We start from the raw sequence: 22,481 nt of genomic DNA on the forward strand, positions 1-22,481 counted from the left end.
GCCGCGCGAAGGAGTTGTAAATGCGCGCCCATCCCGCCGGGCCGCGGCACGCCGATGTCGTGCCGCCCGGCAACACCGCAGGGCCGGTTCCGAGCACCGCCGAAGAACTCGACCTGCTGCACCCGCACGTGTGGCCGCGCAACTGCGAGCGAGGCGCCGACGGTGTCACGCGGTTCGCCGGGATCGACGTCCGGGAGCTTGTCGAACGGTTCGGCACCCCGCTGTTCGTGCTCGACGAGGACGACTTCCGGTCGCGCTGCCGCGACTACGCCGAAGCCTTCGGGGACCCGGCTGCCGTGCACTACGCCTCGAAGGCGTTCCTGTGCACCGAGGTCGCCAAGTGGGTCGCCGAGGAGGGCTTGAGCCTGGACGTGTGCAGCGGCGGCGAGCTCGCCGTGGCGCTGCGCGCCGGGTTCCCGCCCGAGCGGATCACCTTGCATGGCAACAACAAGTCCGTCGCCGAGCTGACCGCCGCGGTCGAGGCCGGGGTCGGTTCCGTGGTGCTGGACTCGTTCCACGAGATCACCAGGCTGGACCACATCGCCACCGAGCGAGGAGTCCGCCAGCATGTGCTGGTGCGCATCACCGTCGGTGTCGAGGCGCATACCCACGAGTTCATCGCGACCGCGCACGAGGACCAGAAGTTCGGTTTCTCGCTGGCCAACGGGCAGGCCGCCGAGGCGGTGCACCGCGTGCTCAAGGCCGGCTCGCTGGTGCTGTCCGGCCTGCACAGCCACATCGGCTCGCAGATCTTCGACGTGGACGGGTTCGAGCTGGCCGCGCACCGGGTGGTCCGGCTGCTGGCGGAGCTGCGCGAGGAGCACGGCGCCGACGCGCTGGCCACCGCTTCCACCGTGGATCTCGGTGGTGGTTTGGGCATCGCCTACACCGCCGAGGACGACCCGCTGCCGGCAGCGCAACTGGCGGTCCGGCTGCACGAGATCGTCGGCAAGGAAGCCGAGAACGCCGGCATCCCGGTGCCGAAGATCGCCGTCGAGCCCGGTCGCGCCATCGTCGGCCCGGGCATGGTGACCGTCTACGAGGTCGGCACCATCAAGGACGTGGCGCTCGGCAGCGACGTGGAGCGCAAGTACGTGAGCGTGGACGGCGGCATGAGCGACAACATCCGCACCTCGCTCTACGACGCCGTCTACGACTGCCGCCTAGTGTCCCGCGGCGCCGAGGCGCCCGCCGCGCTGTCCCGCATCGTGGGTAAACACTGTGAATCCGGTGACGTAGTGGTGCGCGACAGCTGGCTGCCGGAGGACATTGCTCCAGGAGACCTGCTAGCGGTGGCCGCCACCGGCGCGTACTGCTACGTGATGGCCAGCAACTACAACCGCCTGCCCAAGCCGCCCGTGGTGGCGGTTCGCGATGGTCAGGCGCGGTTGCTGCTGCGCAGGGAGACCGAGGACGACCTGCTCCGGCTGGAGGTCTGAGTGATCCACGACCGTGAACCGATCCGGGTCGCACTTTTGGGGTGCGGGACCGTCGGCACCGAGGTGCTGCGCCTGTTGCGTGACCAACCGGAGGAATTCGCCGCGCGCACCGGCGCGCCGATGCTGGTGACCGGGGTGGCCGTGCGCCGCCCGCACAAGCACCCCGACCTGCCCGAGCACCTGCTCACCACCGACGCGCAAGCGCTGGTGGAGGGCGATGTCGACGTCATCGTGGAGCTGATCGGCGGCATCGAACCGGCCCGCAGCCTGCTGCTGACCGCGCTGAAGTCAGGCAAGTCGGTGGTGACCGCGAACAAGGCGCTGCTGGCTGAGCACGGCTCCGAGCTGTACGCGGCGGCCGACGCCTCGGGCGCCGACATCTACTTCGAGGCGGCCGTGGCGGGCGCGATCCCGCTGCTGCGCCCGCTGCGCGAGTCGCTGGCCGGGGACCGGATCAACCGGGTCATGGGCATCGTCAACGGCACCACCAACTACATCCTGTCGGCGATGGACTCCACCGGTGCCGGCTACTCCGAGACGCTGGACGAGGCCGGTCGGCTGGGCTACGCCGAGGCGGACCCGACCGCGGACGTGGACGGCTTCGACGCCGCCTCGAAGGCCGCGATCCTGGCCTCGCTGGCCTTCCACACGCGGGTCACCGCCAGCGACGTCCACCGCGAGGGCATCTCGGCGGTCACGCCCGGCGACATCGCCGCGGCGCGCACCCTGGACCGCACGGTGAAGCTGCTGGCGATCTGCGAGCGGGTGGTCGACGAGGACGGCACCGAGTCGGTGTCGGCCCGCGTGCACCCGGCGATGATCCCGCGCAGCCACCCGCTGGCCGGGGTCGGTGAAGCGTTCAACGCGGTGTTCGTGGAGGCCGAGGCTGCCGGTCAGCTGATGTTCTACGGGCAAGGCGCCGGGGGAGCGCCGACCGCCAGCGCGGTGCTCGGCGATCTCGTCGCCGTCGCCCGTAACCTTGTCGTGGCGGGCAAGGGGCCCCGTGAGTCGGCGCACGCGCAGCTGCCGATGCGGCCGATGGGCAAGACCCCGACCCGCTACCACATCAGCCTCGACGTGGCCGACAAGCCGGGCGTGCTCTCGCAGGTCGCGGCCACGTTCAACGAGCACGATGTGAGCATTTCCGTGGTGCGCCAGCAGGGCAGGGGAGCGGAGGCCAGCCTCGTGGTGGTCACCCACACCGCGCCCGATGCGGCACTGAGGTCCACAGTGGACAAGATCGCGCAGCTACCAGTGGTGCGCGAGGTGGTCAGCGTGATGCGCGTGGAAGGTGAATCGTCGTGACGAACGTCCAGGGTGTGCCGGTGCGGTCCGGTGCTGGGTGGCCTGGCCTGATCGAGGCGTACCGGGACCGGGTCCCGGTCCCGGACGGGGCGCGCATCGTGACCCTGCAGGAGGGCAATACCCCGCTGGTACCCGCCCATCACCTCTCCGAGCTCACGGGTTGCACCGTCTACCTGAAGGTGGAGGGCGCCAACCCCACCGGTTCGTTCAAGGACCGCGGCATGACGGTGGCCATCACGCACGCCCTCGCCGGGGGCAGCAAGGCCGTCATCTGCGCCTCGACCGGCAACACGTCGGCCTCTGCCGCGGCCTACGCCGCTCGCGCCGGGCTGACCTCGGCGGTGCTGGTGCCGCAGGGCAAGATCGCGCTTGGCAAGCTCGCCCAGGCGGTCGTGCACGGCGCGAAGATCCTGCAGGTCGAGGGCAACTTCGACGACTGCCTGGAGTTGGCCCGCAAGACCTCCGCCGAGCACCCGGTGACCCTGGTCAACTCGGTCAACCCGGTCCGCCTGGAGGGGCAGAAGACCGCCTCGTTCGAGATCTGCGACGTGCTCGGCCGGGCGCCCGACGTGCACTGCCTGCCGGTCGGCAACGCCGGCAACATCACGGCCTACTGGAAGGGCTACACCGAGTACGCCGCCGACGGCGTGATCGAGCAGGCGCCGCGCATGTTCGGTTTCCAGGCCGCCGGTGCCGCGCCGCTGGTGCACGGTCAGCCCGTCGCGCAGCCGGAGACCATCGCGACCGCGATCCGGGTCGGCAGCCCGGCGTCGTGGGCCGGTGCGGTGCGCGCGAAGGACGAGTCCGGCGGGCTGTTCGAGGCGGTGACCGACGAACAGATCCTCGATGCCTACCGGACGCTGGCCGCGCGCGAAGGCGTCTTCGTCGAGCCCGCCTCGGCGTCCAGCGTCGCCGGCCTGCTGGCCACCGCCGCCGACGGCCGGCTCCCGGCCGGTTCGGTCGTTGTGTGCACGGTCACCGGCCACGGTCTCAAGGACCCGGACACCGCGCTGTCCGGCATGGTCGAGGTCGAGCCGCTGCCGGTGGACCCCGGCGCGGTCGCCACCGCGCTGGAACTGGCATGACCGGACTGCCGGTATCGGCCGTCCGGGTGACCGTGCCCGCTTCCACCGCGAACCTCGGCTCCGGTTTTGACACCCTGGGCATGGCGTTGTCCTTGTACGACGCGGTTTCCGTGCAGGTCGTCGATGGAGCCGCGGGTTCGGCGAGCGTGTCGGTCGAGGGGCAGGGCGCCGCCGAGCTGCCCACCGACGAGCGTCACCTGGTGGTGCGGGTCATCCACAAGGCGTTGGCCGAACTGGGTTTCGCGGCACCGGCGCTGCGGTTGCACTGCCAGAACTCGATTCCGCACTCCCGCGGGCTGGGCTCCTCGGCGGCGGCCATCGTCGCCGGGGTCGCCGCCGCCTTCGGTCTCGCCGGATTCGATTTGCGCGACAAGGAAAACGCCGACCGGGCGTTGCAGCTGGCCGCGGTCCGGGAAGGACACGCGGACAACGCCGCGGCGAGCCTGCTCGGCGGATTCGTGGTCGCCTGGCAGGAATCCGGGCGCTTTCACGCGGTCCGGATGCGGCCGCACCCGGACGTGTCACCGATCGTCCTTGTCCCCCAAGCGGAGTCGTCGACGCACACCACCCGCGGCCTGTTGCCCGAACGGGTTCCGCACGCGGACGCGGCGTTCGCTGCCAGCCGTGCGGCGCTGGCGGTGCACGCCATCACCAGCGATCCGGCGTTGCTGCTGGCCGCCACCGACGATCGGCTGCACCAGAACTACCGCGAGTCGGCCTGGCCGGAAACCATCGCGCTGGTCCGCCGGCTGCGCGCGGCCGGTATCGCCGCCGCCGTGTCCGGTGCCGGCCCGACGGTACTGGCGTTTCCGCCCGGCGGGGAGCTTCCCGCCGACATTGCGCCGAACGGCTTCGACGAGCTGCGTCTTCCGGTCGATCCGGCTGGCGTGCGGGTCGAGCCGCAGGCCTGACCCGGGGCCGTTAACCGTGCCGAAAAGCCCAGTTCACGGCCCCGGAACCCGGCGTCTTGCGGCCGAGTGGTACAAAGGAAGTGTCGTCGGCCGCTAGCAGCGGCTCCCGTTGCGTAGTTGTCGATGGCGTGATCTGCGACGGGCATGCCATGCCCAGGGGGGTTGTTGCACCCGAACTGCGGGGCGTCTACCCTCAAGGTCAATCAGTCACCGCGCCCAGGGCGCCGGTGCCATGCCCGGGACATCGTTTTCCGGGGCGCATCTCCCGCTTGGAATTGAACTCCACCCGGCACGGGTGAAGATCAACTTAGCGAGTTCGGGGCGATCGCGGTGACCGAGGCAGGAGTTGTCAACTCAATTGAGTTCGCTTCGGGACGATGGGCGGTGCACATCCGTTGCCGATGTCGGGGCGGGGGCCTTAAGTTCCACGGTGTGGCCCCCGAGGTGACCATGACGCCGGCTCGACGGCCCGTAGCTTCCCGGTTCTCCACCGGGGCGCAAGGTGAGTCGGGAATTCCTGGAATGAGGCGGCAGCAGGGCGTGCATCGGCACGCGTGGATCGGAGTGGATGCGTCGCACATGGACCACGCGAGCCGGGTACCTCCCACCGCCCGGTGCTGCTGGTTCCCCGAGCCATCGCCGAAATCGGTCGCGCCGCGTGCGCGGCGCTGATCCGAACCGGCAAGAGGGCTGGTAGCACACACCGGCCGCCCGCACTCCAAGAGCGGGCGGGCAATCCGCTGGGTCGCGTAGGAGGCGCGGTCCGGTCAGGAAGGACATTCGTGAGCAACACCGAACTGTTGAGCAGCGAGGCGACGAACGCCTCTTCGGCTGGCCAGCAGGCAGCAGGAATCCGAGGCCAACGGCACCCCGCGGCGACGTGGCGGACTCTCCGGCATGGTTCTCGCCGAACTGCGCCAACTCGCGGGGGAACTGGGGATCGAGACTGGTGGTCTGCGTAAGGGCGACCTGATCGCCGCGATCAAGGAGAAGCAGGGCGGCACGACCGTGCCGCGGACCCGCTCCACTAGGAAGAGCACGGCCCGCGCCGAGGAGCTCCCGGCCGCCAAGGCCCACCAGCCGGCGCTGGACGAGACCGAGGCCGCCCCGCGCGAGACCCCGGCCGAGTCCGGCAGCGGCACCAACGGTGCCCCCACCCGCGGCCGCACCCGGCGCCCGCAGGTCGCCGAGTCCGCAGGTGAGGACGACAACCGGCGCGGCAACCGTCGCCGCCGTTCGCCTGGTCGGGTCGGCGTGGCCGCCGAATCGGGTGGTGCCGACGAGCAGCGCGGCCTCGAGCGCAAGTCCGAGGGCCGCGACAACCGCCAGGAGCGCGACAACCGCCAGGAGCGGGATAACCGCCAGGAGCGGGACAACCGCCCGGAGCGGGACAACCGCCCGGACCGCGGCAACCGGCAGGACCGGGACCGCGACAACCGGCAGGACGACGATGACGACGAGGGCGGTCGTCGGGGTCGTGGCCGCCGGTTCCGCGACCGCCGCCGCAACCGCGGCCGCGGCGAGGGCGGCGAGCCCGAGGTCCGCGAGGACGACGTGCTGCTGCCGGTGGCCGGCATCCTGGACGTGCTGGAGAACTACGCCTTCGTGCGCACCTCCGGCTACCTGGCCGGCCCGAACGACGTTTACGTGTCGTTGTCGCTGGTCCGCAAGTACGGGCTGCGCCGCGGCGACGCGCTCAAGGGCGTCATCCGGCAGCCCCGCGAGGGCGAGCAGCAGCGGCAGAAGTTCAACCCGCTGGTTCGGGTGGACTCCATCAACGGGCTGGAGCCGGACGCGGCGAAGAACCGCGCCGAGTTCCACAAGCTGACCCCGCTCTACCCGAACGAGCGGCTGCGCCTCGAAACCGAGCCGCACAACCTGACCGGCCGGATCATCGACCTGGTGATGCCCGTCGGCAAGGGGCAGCGTGCGCTGATCGTCTCGCCGCCAAAGGCCGGTAAGACGATGGTGCTGCAGGCGATCGCCAACGCGATCACCACCAACAACCCCGAGTGCCACCTGATGGTCGTCCTCGCCGACGAGCGTCCGGAAGAGGTCACCGACATGCAGCGCTCGGTCAAGGGTGAGGTCATCGCCTCCACCTTCGACCGGCCGCCGTCGGACCACACCACGGTCGCCGAGCTGTCCATCGAGCGGGCCAAGCGGCTCGTCGAGATGGGCCACGACGTGGTCGTCCTGCTGGACTCGATCACCCGGCTGGGCCGCGCCTACAACCTGGCGGCCCCGGCGTCCGGGCGAATCCTGTCCGGTGGTGTGGACTCCACGGCGCTGTACCCGCCGAAGCGGTTCCTCGGCGCGGCCCGCAACATCGAGAACGGCGGCTCGCTGACCATCTTCGCCACGGCGCTGGTGGAGACCGGTTCCACGATGGACACGGTCATCTTCGAGGAGTTCAAGGGCACCGGTAACGCGGAGCTGAAGCTGGACCGCAAGCTCGCGGACAAGCGGCTGTTCCCGGCGGTGGACGTCGACTCCTCCAGCACCCGCAAGGACGAGATCCTGCTCTCGCCCGACGAGCTGGCCGTCACGCACAAGCTGCGCCGGGTGCTCGCCGCGCTCGACGCGCAGCAGGCACTGGAACTCCTGCAGGACCGGCTGCGCAAGACGCGCACCAACATCGAGTTCCTGATGCAGGTCGCCAAGACCACCCCGGGCAAGGACGACGACTGACCGGTTCCCACCGGCTGTCCCGTTCCACCCGACGGCAGGGCCCGCACCGACCCCGGTGCGGGCCCTGCCGCTTCTGGGGGTGGGTGACAGGAAGATTCCCATGCTCGCACCTGCGCGACGTCAAGCTCGGGCGCACTCCGGGATGTCCCGGTAGGCGCGGACCAGCAGGGCGGCCAGCAACACGGCTCCGACCGGGCCGGCGGTGAGCGCGGCGACGACGGGCAGCTGCAGCCCGTCCGTGGCGAGAGCGCAGGCCACCATCAGCAGCGGGTAGCTGAACCGCAGGCCGCGGCGCTGCCAACGGAAGTTCCAGCGGACGTGGCTCGCCGTGAACAGGGCCAGCCCGGCGGCGAACCCGAACAGCAGCGGCACGGAGAGGCTCAGGTCCTGGTCGAGGCTCGGGTTGCGCGCGAGCAGCACGTCGAGCAGGGCGGCGACTCCGGCCGCGCTGCATACGAAGAGCGGGGGCAGGAACACCCACGACTTCACCGTGAGCCTTCCCAGGACCGAACACAGCTGCACGCGTCGAGGATGGACGGCGTACCACCCCGGACGCACCCTCGACCGGGGGTCGCTCGGCAGGCGGTTCGTTTGGTGCGTTGGGCGGTTGCGCGGAAGCGCCGAAAGGCCCGCCGGAATACCGGACGGGCCCCCTGCGTTGCAGGTCACAAGCCCTGGTCTGGCAGAATGCAGGGTTGATCCGGCACCGGTTCACCGCGCGGCAGCGGCCGCGTGGACCCGGCGGCCAAGCAGAGAGGACGAGCCGTTGAAGAGTGGCATCCACCCCGAGTACGTGGTCACGCAGGTGAACTGCGGCTGTGGCAACAGCTTCACCACCCGCAGCACCCGCAAGACCGGCCAGATCACCGTCGAGGTCTGCTCGAACTGCCACCCGTTCTACACGGGCAAGCAGAAGATCCTGGACACCGGCGGCCGCGTGGCCCGCTTCGAGGCCCGCTACGGCAAGCGCCAGAAGGCGCAGAAGTAGCTGCACTGACGGCGCCCGTCCCACGCGAGCAGCGCGGGACGGGCGCCGTCGCCGCGTTTGGTGTCCGAACGTCCGCAGCAAAAGAAGTGTTCAGAAGTGGTTTGCGTGGCGGCTTCACCACGTCGGGGCTGTCCTCGCGAGAGACGTCTGAGAACCCGCGGCGGTGCAGGTTGCTTGCCCCACCGCAAGCGGCTGACGCCGCTTATGAATGAGGAACCAGCGGAAGAGGTCGCCAGTGGAGACATCGAAGCTCGAAGCGCTGCTCACCGAGTACGCGGAACTGGAGCAGCGGCTGGCCGATCCCGGCGTGCATGCTGACCAGGCGAACGCCCGCAAGCTCGGTCGGCGCTACGCCGAGCTCGCCCCGATCGTGCGCACCGCGCGGGAGCTCGACCAGGCCCAGTCTGATCTGGACACGGCCCGCGAGTTCGCCGCCGAGGACGCCGCCTTCGCCGAGGAGGCCGACCAGCTCGCCGAGTCGATCCCGGTTCTGGAGTCGAAGCTCACCGAACTGCTGCTGCCCCGCGACCCGCACGACGGTTCCGACGTGCTGCTGGAGGTCAAGTCGGGCGAGGGTGGCGAGGAGTCCGCGCTGTTCGCCGGCAACCTGCTGCGCATGTACCTGCGGTTCGCGGAGCGCCAGGGCTGGCGGGCCGAGGTGCTGGACAAGACCGAATCCGACCTCGGCGGCTACAAGGACGCCACGGTCGCCATCAAGGCCAAGGCCGGCGACACCAGCCCCGACGGGGTCTGGTCGCGGCTGAAGTTCGAGGGCGGCGTGCACCGCGTGCAGCGGGTGCCGGTCACCGAGTCGCAGGGCCGGGTGCACACCTCCGCCGCCGGGGTGCTGGTCTACCCCGAACCGGAGGAGGTCGAGGTCGAGGTCGACGAGAAGGACCTGCGCATCGACGTCTACCGGTCGTCCGGGCCGGGCGGGCAGAGTGTGAACACAACCGACTCGGCGGTGCGGGTCACCCACCTGCCGACCGGCATCGTGGTGTCCTGCCAGAACGAGAAGTCGCAGCTGCAGAACAAGCAGCGCGCCATTCAGGTGCTCAAGGCCCGGTTGCAGGCGCTCGCCGAGGAAGAAGCCGAGCGGGAGGCGTCGGAGGCGCGGCGCAGCCAGGTGCGCACAGTGGACCGTTCGGAGCGCATCCGCACCTACAACTTCCCGGAGAACCGCATTTCAGATCACCGGGTGAACTACAAGGCCTACAACCTGGACCAGGTCCTCGACGGCGATCTCGATGCCGTGGTGGCAGCCCTGCTCTCCGCCGACCGGAAAGAACGCCTCGCGCTCTAAGCTAGCCGTGTGACGCGACAGCCCCTACGCCTGGCCATTCTCGAGGCGGAACGCATCCTCGCCGCGGCGGGCGTGGCGAGCCCGCGCACCGATGCCGAACTGCTTGCCGCGCACCTGCTCGGGGTCGAGCGCACCAAGTTGATGATGGTGCCGTTGGTGGACCCGCCGGTCGTCCAGGCGCTGCACGACCTGGTGAGCCGCCGGGCCGCGCGGGTGCCGCTGCAGCACCTCACCGGTACCGCGTCGCTCGGGGCCTTGGCGCTCGAAGTCGGGCCCGGCGTGTTCGTGCCCCGGCCCGAGACGGAATTGCTGCTCGCCTGGGGCCTGGCGACGCTGGACGGCGTGGAGCGGCCGACCGTGGTGGACCTCTGCACGGGGTCCGGGGCGCTGGCGCTGGCGATGGCGAACGCCCGCCCGGACGCCACCGTGCACGCGGTGGAGAAGGAGCCCGCCGCGCTGGCCTGGGCGCGCCGCAACGCCGATCGGCAGACTCAGGCCGGTGACACCCCGATCCACCTCTACGCGGGGGATGTCACCGACCCGATGCTGTTCATGGAGCTGGAGGGCCTGGTCGACCTGGTCCTCTGCAACCCGCCGTACGTGCCGGAGGGCACCCCGGTGCCGCCGGAGGTCCGCGACCACGACCCGCACCAGGCGGTGTTCGGCGGCCGCGACGGCCTCGACGTGGTCCGGCACGTCGTGGGCTGTGCGGCCCGGCTGCTGCGCCCCGGCGGCGGGGTGGCCATCGAGCACGACGACACCCACGGCGGCTCGGTGCCCGCTCTGCTGCGAGCCCGCCGCGTCCTCGAAGATGCCCAGGAGCACACCGACCTGGCCGGTCGCCCCCGCTTCGCCACCGCCCGCCGCACCCGGCCGGAGTGACAGAAAGGTTCCCATGCTCCAGCCACCGGGCCAAGATCAGCTGCGGGCGTTGACGAACTCGCGCAGCAGGGCGTTGAACTCGGTGGGTTTCTCGCGGTTCGGCCAGTGGCCCGCGTCGGGGATCACCCGCAGCGATGAGCCCGGGATCGCACCGGCGGCGTCGCGCGACGCGGACACCGGCACGATGGCGTCGCGCTCGCCGTGGATCACCATCACCGGGCACTGGATCTGACCCAGGTGCGGGAGGTGGTTGATCCGCATCGCCTTCCGGGCGACGGCGTCGGCGTGCCAGTCGGCGAAAATCGAGCCCCGCGCGCCGGTTTCGGCCAATGCCTCGTCGACAATGGACTCCAGGTCCGGGACCGGTTGCCCGCCGGTGAAGAAACCTCGCGTCAGCAACGTGCGGGTGAAGGAGCGGTTGAGCCGCAGCAACTTCGCGGCGAGCGGTCCGGCGAAACCGCTGCGCAGCATCGCGTAGGTCAAGAATTGGTGCGGCATCTTGTGCTGCAATCCGGTGCTGTCCACAAGCACCAGCCCGCGCACCCGCCGCGGGTTGCGCAGCGTGAAACCGGCCGCGATGCTGCCGCCCATCGACAGGCCGATCAGGATCGCCTCCGGCACCCGCCAGGCGTCCAGCAGCCAGCGCAGCACCTCTTCAAAGGTGCGCTGGTTCGCGCTGCCTCGCCACGGCATGCTCCCGCCCTGGCCGGGCAGGTCCGGCGCGAACACCCGGTGGTCGGCTCCCAGCACACCGATCGCGTGGCGCCAGCTCAGCAGCGCGTTGTCCGGCCCGCCGCCGTGCAGCAGGACGATCGCCGGACCGCTGGAACCCGCCCGGTAGAAGCGGATCCGGCCCGCGGTGAACTCGATCTGGTCGGCCTCGACACCCTGGGGTGGGGCGGTCATGCTTGCTCTCCTCGTTCGTTGGCGATTCGTGCCCGCTTCCGGCAGACGCCTGAGCGCCACCGGCGTTGCCCGGTGCGGGCACACCAAACGTGATCTCGGTCGAGCGCTCGGGTGTTACTCGGGACGGATGCTGCCGGACGGCGATGAGCCGCACCACTCGAACGGGGCCGACCCCGGGCGTGCCAGGATTCGGGGTGTGAGCACCGTCTATGACTGCACCAGTCCGGACAGCCGCGAGGAAGGCCTGGCCGCCGCGGCCAACGCGGTTCGCGCGGGCGGGCTGGTAGTGCTGCCCACCGATACCGTCTACGGCATCGGCGCGGACGCCTTCGACTCCAACGCCGTGCACGCCCTGCTCGCCGCCAAGGGGCGCGGCCCGGACATGCCGGTGCCCGTCCTGGTCGGCTCCTGGTCCACTGTGGATGGGCTGGTGATGTCCGTTCCGCAGCAGGCACGCGCGTTGATCGAGGCGTTCTGGCCCGGCGGGCTGTCGCTAGTGCTGCCGCAGGCGCCGTCGCTGTCCTGGGACCTCGGCAACACCCGGGGCACGGTGAACCTGCGGATGCCGCTGCACCCGGTGGCCCTGGACCTGCTGCGCGAGGTCGGCCCGATGGCCGTCTCCAGCGCCAACCGCACCGGCCACCCGCCGGCCAGCAACGCCGACCAGGCGCGCGAGCAACTCGGCGACTCCGTGCAGGTCTACCTCGACGGCGGCCCGTCCGGGGAACCCATCGCCTCCACCATCGTCGACCTCACCCAGGGCAAGCCGCGGGTGCTGCGGGAGGGCGCGGTGAGCCTCGCCGACCTGTCCGAGGTGCTCGGCGAAGAGCTCGAAGCGGACCGGTGAAAGCGCCCCGGGCGCGGGCCGATAGCGTTAGCATTCGCCAGCCGCAACGTGAACAGCGATGAGGAGCGCCGGGCTTGAGCAATCCGTTCTGGGGGCAGAACGTCGAATTCCCGCGGGCATCGGCACAGCGCGGGTGAGCCACCGGTATGGACAATGCGCCGTGGGCTCCGGCCGGGCTACCTGCCCGTGAGTACCTCCTCGTCATGCTCACCGCTGCGGCGGCGACCTTCCTACTGACCGGGCTGGTCCGGTTGCTGGCGATCCGCGTCGGCGCGGTCGCCTACCCCCGCAAGCGAGACGTGCACGTCAAGCCGATGCCGCGGATGGGCGGGGTCGCGATGTACGGCGGGGTGCTGGTGGCGATGTTCCTCGCCGCCAACCTGCCGACGCTGTCGCGCGGCTTCTCCTACTCCAACGACATCCTGGCCGTGGTCATCGCCGGGGGGCTGATCGTCCTCGTCGGAGCGCTGGACGACCGCTTCGAGCTGGACTCCCTGACGAAGCTGGCCGGGCAGGTCACCGCAGCCGGGATCCTGGTGCTCTTCGGCGTGCAGTGGTTCATGTTCTGGGTCCCGTGGGGCGGCGGGGACGCGGGCCACGTGGGGCAGCTGATGGTGCTGGGCAGCAACCAGGGCCAGCTGCTGACCGTGCTGCTGGTCGTCGCGATGATCAACGCGATGAACTTCGTGGACGGGCTGGACGGGCTGGCCTCCGGCATCGGCCTGGTCTCGGCCACCGCAACCTTCGTGTTCTGCCTCGGCGTGCTGGACCGGCAGGGCGGCGACGTCAACGCCTACCCGCCCGCGCTGATCGCGGCCGCGATCGCCGGGGCCTGCCTGGGCTTCCTGCCGTACAACTTCCAGCCCGCGAAGATCTTCATGGGCGACTCCGGTTCGATGCTGATCGGCCTGATGCTGGCCACGGCCAGCACGTCGGCGTCCGGCCGGATGAACTACGCCTACATGAACCCGACCGACACCATCGCGCTGCTGTCGCCGCTGCTGGTGGTCGCGGCGGTGCTGTTCGTGCCGCTGCTGGACCTCATCATGGCCGTCGTGCGCCGCACCCGGGCGGGCAAGAGCCCCTTCCACGCCGACAAGATGCACCTGCACCACCGGCTCCTGGAAATCGGGCATTCGCAGCGCCGCGCGGTACTGCTGATCTACCTGTGGGCGGCCGTCATCGCCTTCGGTGCGGTGTCGTTGACGCTGTTCAACGCCGTTGTTGTGGCATGGGTCGTAGGCCTCGGCGTGTTGCTGGCGGCTATCATCTCGGTGATTCCGCGAATGCGCACCCGAGCCGATCGAGAGTCCCGATGAGCGAAGCGACCGACGCGCCGACCCCCGCTGTGGCCCCCGAGGCGGCCGAGACCGAGAACCCGCACGCGGAAATCGTGCGGAAGCTCGCATCGGCCATGCTGCGCACCGCCGTGTGGCCGGGTGTGGCGACGGTGGCCGTCGGGGCGATCGTGGCGACCGTGCTGGTCGGGGTGTCCGGGCTGATCGGTGCGCTGGTCGGCGGCGTCGTGGCGTTCGCCTCGTCGCTGCTGACGATCTGGCTGATGCGGTTCACCGGTGGCATGAACCCGCACTTCGTGATGGTCGCCGCGCTCGGCGGCTACATCGGCAAGATGATCGTGCTGCTGGTGGTGATGACGCTGCTGGGCGGCGTCGACGTGATCCACCGGGAATCGCTGGCGTTCACCATGCTGGCCACCGTGATGGTGTGGGCGGGCGCCGAAGTGGTGGCTTTCAAGCGCACCAAGATTCCCACCATCGTGCCGGGGAGCTGACCGGTTACGGCGGGATTTCCGCGCCGTCGGCCGTGGGCCGGACGGGTGGTGCCCGACCACATGTCGGGTGACTACCTACCCGCTGATATCGTCCCGCGGCAGAAGCCTTCCCTGCGCAGCACGGATCGGAGGACTCCACGGAGCCCCCGCGATCGCACGCGGTAGGGAGGGCCCCTCCGCGTGCCAGATCGCGTATCAGGTACGTTAAGTGCAAAACGTGACGATTCCCCCGGCAGAGTGAGGTTCACCGGGAGAACCGGAAGGAGCCCAGTTGGGCGCGCTGATGCTGGCCGAGGGCGGAACATTCCAACCGCCGGGTGCCGATAGCTTTATCCTTCCGCCGATCTTCGGCGGAGTCACCAAGCCGATGCTCCTCGTCGTGCTGTCGGCGATCATCGTGGGCGCCTACTTCGTGATCGCCACCCGGAACCTGAAGCTGGTCCCGGGCAAGGGGCAGTTCGTTGCGGAGTTCGTCTACGAGTTCAGCCGCAACAAGATCGCGCGGGAGCAGATCGGTGCCAAGAACTTCCGTCCGTTCGTGCCGCTGATCTTCACGTTGTTCACCTTCATCCTGGTCAACAACATCTTTGGCATCATCCCGGTCATCCAGTTCCCCACGATGTCGCGGATCGGTTTCCCGATCGCGCTGGCCGTCGTGGTGTACCTGGTGTTCCACGGGGTCGGCTTCGCCCGGCACGGTTTCCTGGGCTACTTCAAGCACGTCATGTTCCCGCCCGGGGTGCCCAAGCCGATCTACATCCTGCTTGCCCCGATCGAATTTCTGCAGAAGTTCATCGCGCAGCCGGCCGCCCTGGCGGTCCGAGTCTTCGCCGCGATGTTCGCCGGACACCTGATCCTCCTGGTGTTCACCTTGGGCGGGGAGTTCCTGCTCATCGAGGCGAGTGGGGCGTTCAAGCCGATCTCGATCGTCGCGTTCGCCTTCTCCATTGCCTTGACGTTCGTCGAAGCCTTGATCCAGGTGCTGCAGGCCTACATCTTCGCGCTGCTGACCGCGAACTTCATCGGCGCGGCGCTGTCCTCCGAGCACTGACGAGAAAGACCAAGACCTCCGATCCGCGCCTAGAAGCGGACCGAGTGAAAGGTAGTGAAAGTGAGCAACATCGTTCTTGCGCAGGCCGCTGAAGCCGCGGGCAGCATCAACCCCGGTCTGGCCGCGATCGGCTACGGCCTGGGCGCTGTCGGCCCCGGTATCGGCGTCGGCCTGATCTGGGCGGCCGTCATCAACGGCACCGCCCGCCAGCCGGAGGCCCAGGGCCAGCTGCAGGGCATCGCCTGGATCTCGTTCGTTCTGGTCGAGGTGCTGGCGCTGATCGGTCTGGTCGTCTACTTCATCGCCTCCGCTGCCTGATAACGGCTTAACGCGTTGGGAGACGTTGTGGTGAAGACGCAGATGCTGCTGGCGGCGGCCGGCGAACACAACCCGATCATCCCCGAACCAGCGGAGATCGTGGTCGGTCTGATCGCCTTCCTGCTGCTGTTGTTCGTGCTGTGGAAGTACGCGATCCCGCGCTTCGAGAAGATCTACGCGGAGCGCAGCGAGCGGATCGAGGGCGGTATCGCCAAGGCCGAGGCCGCCCAGGCCGAGGCCCAGCGGACGCTGGAGCAGTACAAGTCGCAGCTGGCCGAGGCCCGTGCGGAAGCGGCCCGGATCCGCGATGACGCCCGCGCCGAAGGTCAGCAGATCCTGGAAGAGATGCGCGCCCAGGCGCAGACCGAGTCCGAGCGGATCATCAACCAGGGCCAGACCCAGCTGGCGCACCAGCGGGCCCAGATCGTCACCGAGCTGCGGTCGGAGCTCGGCCGCCACGCGGTCGACCTGGCCAGCCGGGTCGTCGGCGAGTCCCTGGAGGACGAGGCCCGTCGGCGGGGCACCGTCGACCGGTTCCTCGACGAGCTGGAGGCCGCCTCGGCCCCGGCGTCGTCCGAATCGGCCAAGGCCTAGGGACTGTTTGAAAGTGGCTAGCGTAGCGGTGCGGGTAGCGGAACCTCAGAGGCCTTCTCGCTCTGGGATCCCCGACATCATGAATGCCAATTCACCAGGTCGGGGCTGTCCTCGCGAGAAGACCCCTGAGAACCCGCGGCGGTGCGAGTTGAGTCCCACACCGCAAGCGGCTACCGCCGCTTATAAGACAGGCTCTAACCGAGTGAAAGGCGCTGAGAGTTGAGCACCCTCGTGAACGCCGCGAGCCGCGAGGCGCTGGCAGCCACCGAGCTGCAGCTGCTGCAGGCCACCGATGGGGCCCAGGCCGCGGAGATCACCGGGCTCGCCGACGAGCTGTTCGGCGTGGCCGCCCTGCTGGGCCGCGAGTCCACGCTGCGGCGGGCGCTCGCCGACGCCTCCACCGACCCGCGGTCCAGGGAGGACCTGGCCCGCGGGCTGTTGGCGGACAAGCTCGGCGCGCGGGCGCTGCCGGTGGCCGTCGAGGCCGTCCGGGCCCGCTGGTCCAGTCCGACGGACCTGGTCGACGGGCTGGAGCGGTTGGCCCGCACCGCGCTGCTGGTGCAGGCCGAGCGGGCCGGTCGGCTCGACGCCGTCGAGGACGAGCTGTTCCGGCTGGGCCGCATCATCGGCTCCCAGGTCGACCTGGAGCGGTTGCTGTCGGACCCTACGGGGGACGAGGCGGGCAAGTACGCGGTCGTCGACCAGCTCATCGAGGGCAAGGTCGAGCCGGTGACCCTGAGCCTGGTCCGCCAACTGGTGGCCCGGCCGCGCGGTCGGCGGGTCAGCGAAGGCCTGGAAGAACTGGCCGAGCTGTCGGCGAAGCGGCGCGAGCGCTCGGTGGCGCACGTCCGGTCCGCGATCCCGCTCAGCGATGAGCAGCAGCAGCGGCTGTCGCGCACCCTGCAGCGGATCTACGCGCGGCCGATCGCCGTGCACCTCGAGGTCGACCCCGGGGTCGAGGGCGGGCTGCTGATCCGGGTCGGCGACGAGGTCATCGACGGCAGCATCACGGGACGCCTGCAGTCCCTTCGACGCGACCTCGCCGACTGACGAAGCGTCGAACACCAACTCCCTTCCAAGAACTAACCGAGGGCAGGAACGAGACATGGCGGAGCTGACGATCTCGTCGGACGAGATCCGCAGTGCGATCGAGAAGTACGTCTCCAGCTACTCCCCGGAGGTCAGCCGCGAGGAGGTCGGGGTCGTCACCGATACCGGTGACGGCATCGCCCATGTCGAGGGTCTGCCTTCGGTGATGACCGAGGAACTGCTGGAGTTCCCGGGCGGCATCTACGGTGTCGCGATGAACCTGGAAGCTCAGGAGATCGGTGCGGTCATCCTGGGCGAGTCCGAGAAGATCGAAGAGGGCCAGGAGGTCAAGCGGACCGGCAAGGTCCTCTCGGTCCCGGTCGGCGACGGCTTCCTCGGCCGCGTGGTCGACCCGCTGGGCGAGCCGATCGACGGTCTCGGCGACATCGCCGCCGAGGCACACCGTCCCCTGGAGCTGCAGGCCGCGACGGTCGTGCAGCGCAAGGGCGTGCACGAGCCGCTGCAGACCGGCATCAAGGCCATCGACTCGATGACCCCGATCGGCCGCGGCCAGCGCCAGCTGATCATCGGCGACCGCAAGACCGGCAAGACCACGGTCGCGGTCGACACGATCATCAACCAGAAGTCCAACTGGGCCAGCGGCGACCCGGACAAGCAGGTCCGCTGCATCTACGTCGCGATCGGCCAGAAGGGCTCCACGATCGCTGGCGTGAAGCGGTCCCTGGAGGACGCCGGTGCGATGGAGTACACCACCATCGTCGCCGCGCCGGCCTCCGACTCGCCGGGTCTGAAGTGGCTGGCCCCGTACGCGGGTTCGGCGATCGGCCAGCACTGGATGTACCAGGGCAAGCACGTCCTGATCATCTTCGACGACCTGACCAAGCAGGCCGAGGCGTACCGCGCGATCTCGCTGCTGCTGCGCCGCCCGCCGGGCCGTGAGGCGTACCCGGGCGACGTGTTCTACCTGCACTCGCGCCTGCTGGAGCGCTGCGCGAAGCTCTCCGACGAGATGGGCGCCGGCTCGATGACGGGTCTGCCGATCATCGAGACCAAGGCGAACGACGTGTCGGCATACATCCCGACGAACGTCATCTCCATCACCGACGGCCAGTGCTTCCTGCAGTCCGACCTGTTCAACGCGGGTCAGCGCCCCGCCATCGACGTCGGTATCTCGGTGTCGCGCGTCGGTGGTTCCGCGCAGATCAAGGCGATGCGGTCGGTCACCGGTTCGCTGCGTCTGGACCTGGCCCAGTACCGCGAGCTGGAGGCGTTCTCCGCCTTCGCCTCGGACCTGGACGCCGCTTCGAAGGCCCAGCTGGACCGCGGTGCCCGGCTGATGGAGGTCCTCAAGCAGAGCCAGGGCGAGCCGCTCCCGGTCGAGGAAGAGGCCGTTTCGCTCTACATCGCCACCAAGGGACACCTGGACTCGGTGCCGGTCGCCGACGTGCGCCGGTTCGAGAACGAGTTCCTGGGGTACGTGCGGCGTACCAGCGAGACCACGCTCAAGGACATCGTCGAGACCGGCAAGCTCTCCGAAGACGGTGAGAAGGCCATCGTGTCGGCGGTCGAAGAGTTCAAGAAGCAGTTCACGGGCTCCGGCGGCGAGTCGGTCGTCCCGGCCGAGCCGGACGCCGAAGCGCTGGCGGCCGACGAGGTGGGGCAGGAGACCGTGAAGGTCAACCGCCCCGCGCCGAAGAAGTGACCGGGTAAGTCATGGCTCAACTTCGGGAACTCCGGAATCGGATCCGGTCGATCAAATCGACCCGGAAGATCACCAAGGCGCAGGAGCTGATCGCTACCTCGCGCATCATGAAGGCGCAGGCCAGGGTCGCGGCTTCGCGGCCGTACGCCGAGGAGATCACCAGCGTCCTGTCCGCGCTGGCCGACGTGAGCACGTTGGACCACCCGCTGCTGACCGAGCGCTCGAACCCGAAGCGCGCCGGCGTGCTGGTCGTGACCAGCGACCGGGGTTTCTGCGGTGGCTACAACGCCAACGTGATCAAGGCGGCGGAGGAACTGCAGGCGCTGCTGCGCGAGCAGGGCAAGGACCCGGTGCTGTACGTCATCGGCCGCAAGGGCGAGACGTACTACCGGTTCCGCCAGCGCGAGATCGAGGCGAGCTGGACCGGGTTCAGCGACCGCCCCGACTACGCCAACGCGGCCGAGATCGGCGAGACGCTGGTCAAGGCGTTCCTCGCGGGTGCCGACGACTACCTCGACGACGGGGGGCCGGACGGTAAGCTGGGCGTGGACGAGTTGCACCTGGTGCACACCGAGTTCGTCTCGATGCTCACCCAGCGACCGACGGTCCGCAGGATCGCTCCGCTCGAGGTGGAGTACTCCGACGAGCCGGTGAAGACGCTCAAGTCCACGTACGAGTTCGAACCGGACGCCGAGACGTTGTTCGCCGCACTGCTGCCGAAGTACATCAAGACCCGCTTGTTCGCGGGCCTGTTGGATTCGGCTGCCTCGGAGCACGCGGCTCGCCGAACGGCGATGAAGTCGGCGACGGACAACGCCGACGAGCTGATCCGCAACCTCAGCCGTGAGGCCAACCAGGCCCGCCAGGCCCAGATCACCCAGGAAATCAGCGAGATCGTCGGCGGTGTCGAGGCGCTCTCGTCCGCAGGAAGTGAGTGACATGACTGCTGCTACTGCCACCACCACTGGCACGGGCCGCGTCGTCCGGGTGCTCGGCCCGGTCGTGGACGTCGAGTTCCCGCGCGACCAGGTGCCAGACCTGTTCAACGCCCTCACGGTGGACATCACCGCCGAGGGCATGGCGAAGACGCTGACGCTGGAGGTTGCCCAGCACCTGGGTGACAGCGTCGTGCGCACGATCTCGATGCAGCCCACCCAGGGTCTCGTCCGCGGCGTCGTGGTCACCGACAGCGGTGCCGGTATCTCGGTGCCGGTCGGCGACATCGTCAAGGGCCACGTGTTCAACGCGCTGGGTCACTGCCTCGACGAGCCGGGCTACGCCTCGGACGCCGAGAAGTGGGAGATCCACCGCAAGGCGCCGAGCTTCGACCAGCTCGAGGGCAAGACCGAGATGCTGGAGACCGGCATCAAGGTCATCGACCTCCTCACCCCGTACGTGCAGGGCGGCAAGATCGGCCTGTTCGGTGGTGCCGGTGTCGGCAAGACGGTGCTCATCCAGGAGATGATCCGCCGGGTCGCCAAGAACTTCGGTGGCACCTCGGTGTTCGCTGGCGTCGGTGAGCGCACCCGCGAGGGCAACGACCTCTGGGTCGAGATGGACGAGTCGGGCGTGCTCGCCGACACCGCGCTGGTGTTCGGGCAGATGGACGAGCCGCCGGGCACCCGTATGCGGGTGGCGCTGTCCGCGCTGACGATGGCGGAGTACTTCCGCGACGTGCAGAACCAGGACGTGCTGCTGTTCATCGACAACATCTTCCGGTTCACCCAGGCCGGCCAGGAGGTTTCGACCCTGCTGGGCCGGATGCCGTCCGCGGTGGGTTACCAGCCGACGCTGGCCGACGAGATGGGTGAGCTGCAGGAGCGCATCACCTCGACGCGGGGTCGTTCGATCACCTCGATGCAGGCGATCTACGTGCCTGCGGACGACTACACCGACCCGGCACCGGCGACCACCTTCGCCCACCTGGACGCGACCACGGAGCTCTCCCGTGCGATCTCGCAGAAGGGCATCTACCCGGCGGTGGACCCGCTTTCGTCCACCTCCACGATCCTCGACCCGGCGATCGTCGGCGAGGAGCACTACCGGGTGGCGCAGGAGGTCAAGCGGATCCTGCAGAAGTACAAGGAACTGCAGGACATCATCGCCATTCTCGGTATGGACGAACTGTCCGAAGAGGACAAGGTGACGGTGCAGCGGGCGCGTCGCATCGAGCGCTACCTGTCGCAGAACTTCTTCGTGGCCAAGCAGTTCACCGGTCAGGAGGGCTCCTTCGTTCCGCTGAAGGAGACCATCGAGGCCTTCGACAAGCTCTGCAAGGGCGACTTCGACCACTACCCGGAGCAGGCGTTCCTGTCCATCGGTGGTCTCGACGACCTGGAGCAGGCGTACAAGAAGCTCACCGAGAAGTGAGCGCCTGACCCCGCTGGCGGGGTCGGCAGACCGGCAACGGGGTCGGGGTCCGAGCGGACCCCGACCCCGCTTGCCAAGCACCGCGACAAGGCAATTCCAGCCCGGCCAGTCACGATCGCCCTGGTGGCACCGGATAGACTGCGGGCACACACCCGACAAAGGAGACGCGCGTGGCCAACATGTCCGTCCAACTGGTCGCCGTCGAGCGCCGCCTGTGGTCCGGGGAGGCGACCGCCGTGGTCGCGCAGACCACCGAAGGGGAGATCGGCATCCTGCCGGGGCACGAGCCCCTGCTCGGCGAGCTGATCGAGGGTGGCGTGGTGCGCATCACCACCACCGACAAGGAGACCGTGACCGCTGCGGTGCACGGTGGTTTCCTTTCCGTCACCGCGGACGGTGTGAGCGTGTTGGCGGAGACCGCTGAGCTCGCCTCCGAGATCGACGTGGCGCAGGCCCGCGAGGACGTCAAGAGCGCGGATGAACAGGCCCGGGCACGGGCCTTGAGCCGATTGCGAGCAGCCGGCCACTCGGCCTGATCCGGGCCGCGCATGGGTTCCCCGGTCCTGTTGCTCGCGGTGGCCTTCGGGCTGCTGATGACCGCTGCCGTGGTCGTCACGGCGCTCGCGTGGCGGCGGCTGCGGGAACTGCGCGTCGGGGGCATCGACGTGGCGTTGCGCGCCCGCAAGGACGGCGATGGCCGCGGCTGGCACCTGGGCGTCGCGCACTACCGGGGCGAGGAGTTCGCCTGGTACCGGGCGCTGAGCCTGCGATCGGGGCCGAACTGGGTGATCAACCGCCGGGACGTGGAGATCGCGCGGCGCCGCGAGCCGTCGATGGCGGAGGCCTACGCGATGCCCACCGGGTCGACGGTCCTCGGCCTGACCGGCCCGGAGCTGGAGCTGGCGATGAGCACCGACGCCCTGACCGGCTTCCTGTCCTGGCTCGAATCCGCCCCACCGGGCCGATCGGTGCACTGGGCATCCTGAATCCTTCCAGCGGGGTCCTGCGGACGCCGGCTGCTCGCGGATCCGCCTGGACACCGCCGCCGAACTCCACGAAGCCCGCGCGCTCTACGCCTCGTCGGGGTACCGGGAAATCCCCGCCTGCAACGACAACCAGTACGCAAAGCACTGGTTCGAGAAACCCTTGCGCTCAACGGAGTCCTAGGCTTCGGAGATGCGGATCTAGAACGGTCGCGTACGACCACCCCGACGCCAAACAGTTGATCGACGGCCTCCAGCAGTAGT

General features: G+C 69.4%; 22 protein-coding genes. 20 read left to right on the forward strand and 2 right to left on the reverse strand.

The window, feature by feature from the left end:
* Nucleotides 1-20: 20 nt before the first annotated feature.
* The 5 genes from lysA to rho all read left to right on the forward strand — a co-directional run bounded on the left by lysA (nt 21) and on the right by rho (nt 7,431).
* A complete protein-coding gene (gene lysA, locus SSPN_RS0100820; protein WP_010305194.1) occupies nt 21-1,439 on the forward strand; it encodes a diaminopimelate decarboxylase in 1,419 nt (472 codons plus the stop codon).
* Nucleotides 1,440-2,744 (forward strand): homoserine dehydrogenase, encoded by a 1,305-nt coding sequence (locus SSPN_RS0100825; RefSeq protein ID WP_010305197.1) that lies wholly within the window; start codon nt 1,440-1,442, stop codon nt 2,742-2,744.
* Between the two features lie 20 nt (nt 2,745-2,764).
* Complete coding sequence (gene thrC, locus SSPN_RS0100830) at nt 2,765-3,829, forward strand: threonine synthase (protein ID WP_029534823.1); 1,065 nt, start codon at nt 2,765-2,767, stop codon at nt 3,827-3,829.
* Nucleotides 3,826-4,740 (forward strand): homoserine kinase, encoded by a 915-nt coding sequence (gene thrB, locus SSPN_RS0100835; RefSeq protein ID WP_010305203.1) that lies wholly within the window; start codon nt 3,826-3,828, stop codon nt 4,738-4,740. The genes thrC and thrB overlap by 4 nt, the downstream gene beginning before the upstream one ends.
* Before the next feature lie 897 nt (nt 4,741-5,637).
* Complete coding sequence (rho, locus tag SSPN_RS0100840; protein WP_010305206.1) at nt 5,638-7,431, forward strand: transcription termination factor Rho; 1,794 nt, start codon at nt 5,638-5,640, stop codon at nt 7,429-7,431.
* A gap of 120 nt (nt 7,432-7,551) precedes the next feature.
* Here rho and SSPN_RS0100845 read toward each other — a convergent pair whose 3' ends face one another.
* On the reverse strand, nt 7,552-7,920 hold the full coding sequence (locus tag SSPN_RS0100845) for a hypothetical protein (protein ID WP_237710405.1): 369 nt from the start codon (nt 7,918-7,920) through the stop codon (nt 7,552-7,554).
* Nucleotides 7,921-8,197: 277 nt separating this feature from the next.
* On the opposite strand from SSPN_RS0100845, the gene rpmE reads away from it, so the two are divergent.
* The 3 genes from rpmE (at nt 8,198) to prmC (ending at nt 10,604) form a co-directional block, all read left to right on the forward strand.
* Nucleotides 8,198-8,419 (forward strand): 50S ribosomal protein L31, encoded by a 222-nt coding sequence (gene rpmE, locus SSPN_RS0100850; RefSeq protein WP_010305211.1) that lies wholly within the window; start codon nt 8,198-8,200, stop codon nt 8,417-8,419.
* Between the two features lie 208 nt (nt 8,420-8,627).
* Nucleotides 8,628-9,722: a peptide chain release factor 1 gene (prfA, locus tag SSPN_RS0100855; protein WP_420187237.1), complete on the forward strand. Its 1,095-nt coding sequence runs from the start codon at nt 8,628-8,630 to the stop codon at nt 9,720-9,722.
* A gap of 9 nt (nt 9,723-9,731) precedes the next feature.
* Nucleotides 9,732-10,604, forward strand: a complete 873-nt coding sequence (gene prmC, locus SSPN_RS0100860) for a peptide chain release factor N(5)-glutamine methyltransferase (protein ID WP_029534824.1) — start codon at nt 9,732-9,734, stop codon at nt 10,602-10,604.
* Nucleotides 10,605-10,640: 36 nt separating this feature from the next.
* Here the strand turns inward: prmC and SSPN_RS0100865 are convergent, their stop codons facing one another.
* Nucleotides 10,641-11,510, reverse strand: a complete 870-nt coding sequence (locus tag SSPN_RS0100865; protein ID WP_010305220.1) for an alpha/beta fold hydrolase — start codon at nt 11,508-11,510, stop codon at nt 10,641-10,643.
* Between the two features lie 196 nt (nt 11,511-11,706).
* Between SSPN_RS0100865 and SSPN_RS0100870 the strand changes: the two genes are divergently transcribed.
* The 12 genes from SSPN_RS0100870 to SSPN_RS0100925 all read left to right on the forward strand — a co-directional run bounded on the left by SSPN_RS0100870 (nt 11,707) and on the right by SSPN_RS0100925 (nt 22,220).
* The gene (locus SSPN_RS0100870; protein ID WP_010305223.1) at nt 11,707-12,357 is read left to right on the forward strand and encodes an L-threonylcarbamoyladenylate synthase; all 651 of its coding nucleotides are present in this window, start codon (nt 11,707-11,709) and stop codon (nt 12,355-12,357) included.
* A 146-nt stretch (nt 12,358-12,503) separates the two neighbouring features.
* Complete coding sequence (locus SSPN_RS0100875) at nt 12,504-13,676, forward strand: glycosyltransferase family 4 protein (RefSeq protein WP_029534825.1); 1,173 nt, start codon at nt 12,504-12,506, stop codon at nt 13,674-13,676.
* On the forward strand, nt 13,673-14,149 hold the full coding sequence (locus SSPN_RS0100880; protein WP_010305229.1) for a Cg1360 family ATP-synthase-associated protein: 477 nt from the start codon (nt 13,673-13,675) through the stop codon (nt 14,147-14,149). Before SSPN_RS0100875 ends, SSPN_RS0100880 begins: the two co-directional genes overlap by 4 nt.
* A 271-nt stretch (nt 14,150-14,420) precedes the next feature.
* Complete coding sequence (gene atpB / locus SSPN_RS0100885; RefSeq protein WP_010305232.1) at nt 14,421-15,200, forward strand: F0F1 ATP synthase subunit A; 780 nt, start codon at nt 14,421-14,423, stop codon at nt 15,198-15,200.
* Nucleotides 15,201-15,260: 60 nt separating this feature from the next.
* Nucleotides 15,261-15,518, forward strand: coding sequence for an ATP synthase subunit c family protein (locus SSPN_RS0100890; RefSeq protein ID WP_029534827.1), 258 nt, complete (start codon nt 15,261-15,263; stop codon nt 15,516-15,518).
* 30 nt (nt 15,519-15,548) lie between these two features.
* Nucleotides 15,549-16,112: a F0F1 ATP synthase subunit B gene (locus tag SSPN_RS0100895; RefSeq protein ID WP_010305239.1), complete on the forward strand. Its 564-nt coding sequence runs from the start codon at nt 15,549-15,551 to the stop codon at nt 16,110-16,112.
* A 219-nt stretch (nt 16,113-16,331) separates the two neighbouring features.
* A complete protein-coding gene (locus tag SSPN_RS0100900) occupies nt 16,332-17,162 on the forward strand; it encodes a F0F1 ATP synthase subunit delta (RefSeq protein ID WP_029534829.1) in 831 nt (276 codons plus the stop codon).
* Between the two features lie 55 nt (nt 17,163-17,217).
* Nucleotides 17,218-18,864: a F0F1 ATP synthase subunit alpha gene (gene atpA / locus SSPN_RS0100905; RefSeq protein WP_010305247.1), complete on the forward strand. Its 1,647-nt coding sequence runs from the start codon at nt 17,218-17,220 to the stop codon at nt 18,862-18,864.
* Between the two features lie 11 nt (nt 18,865-18,875).
* Complete coding sequence (locus SSPN_RS0100910) at nt 18,876-19,802, forward strand: F0F1 ATP synthase subunit gamma (RefSeq protein WP_010305250.1); 927 nt, start codon at nt 18,876-18,878, stop codon at nt 19,800-19,802.
* A gap of 1 nt (nt 19,803) precedes the next feature.
* On the forward strand, nt 19,804-21,234 hold the full coding sequence (gene atpD, locus SSPN_RS0100915) for a F0F1 ATP synthase subunit beta (protein WP_010305252.1): 1,431 nt from the start codon (nt 19,804-19,806) through the stop codon (nt 21,232-21,234).
* A 170-nt stretch (nt 21,235-21,404) separates the two neighbouring features.
* A complete protein-coding gene (locus SSPN_RS0100920) occupies nt 21,405-21,770 on the forward strand; it encodes a F0F1 ATP synthase subunit epsilon (RefSeq protein ID WP_010305255.1) in 366 nt (121 codons plus the stop codon).
* Nucleotides 21,771-21,782: 12 nt separating this feature from the next.
* A complete protein-coding gene (locus SSPN_RS0100925) occupies nt 21,783-22,220 on the forward strand; it encodes a DUF2550 domain-containing protein (protein ID WP_010305258.1) in 438 nt (145 codons plus the stop codon).
* Nucleotides 22,221-22,481 lie beyond the last annotated feature (261 nt).

Source organism: Saccharopolyspora spinosa NRRL 18395 (assembly GCF_000194155.1).
Taxonomy (GTDB): Bacteria; Actinomycetota; Actinomycetes; order Mycobacteriales; family Pseudonocardiaceae; genus Saccharopolyspora; species Saccharopolyspora spinosa.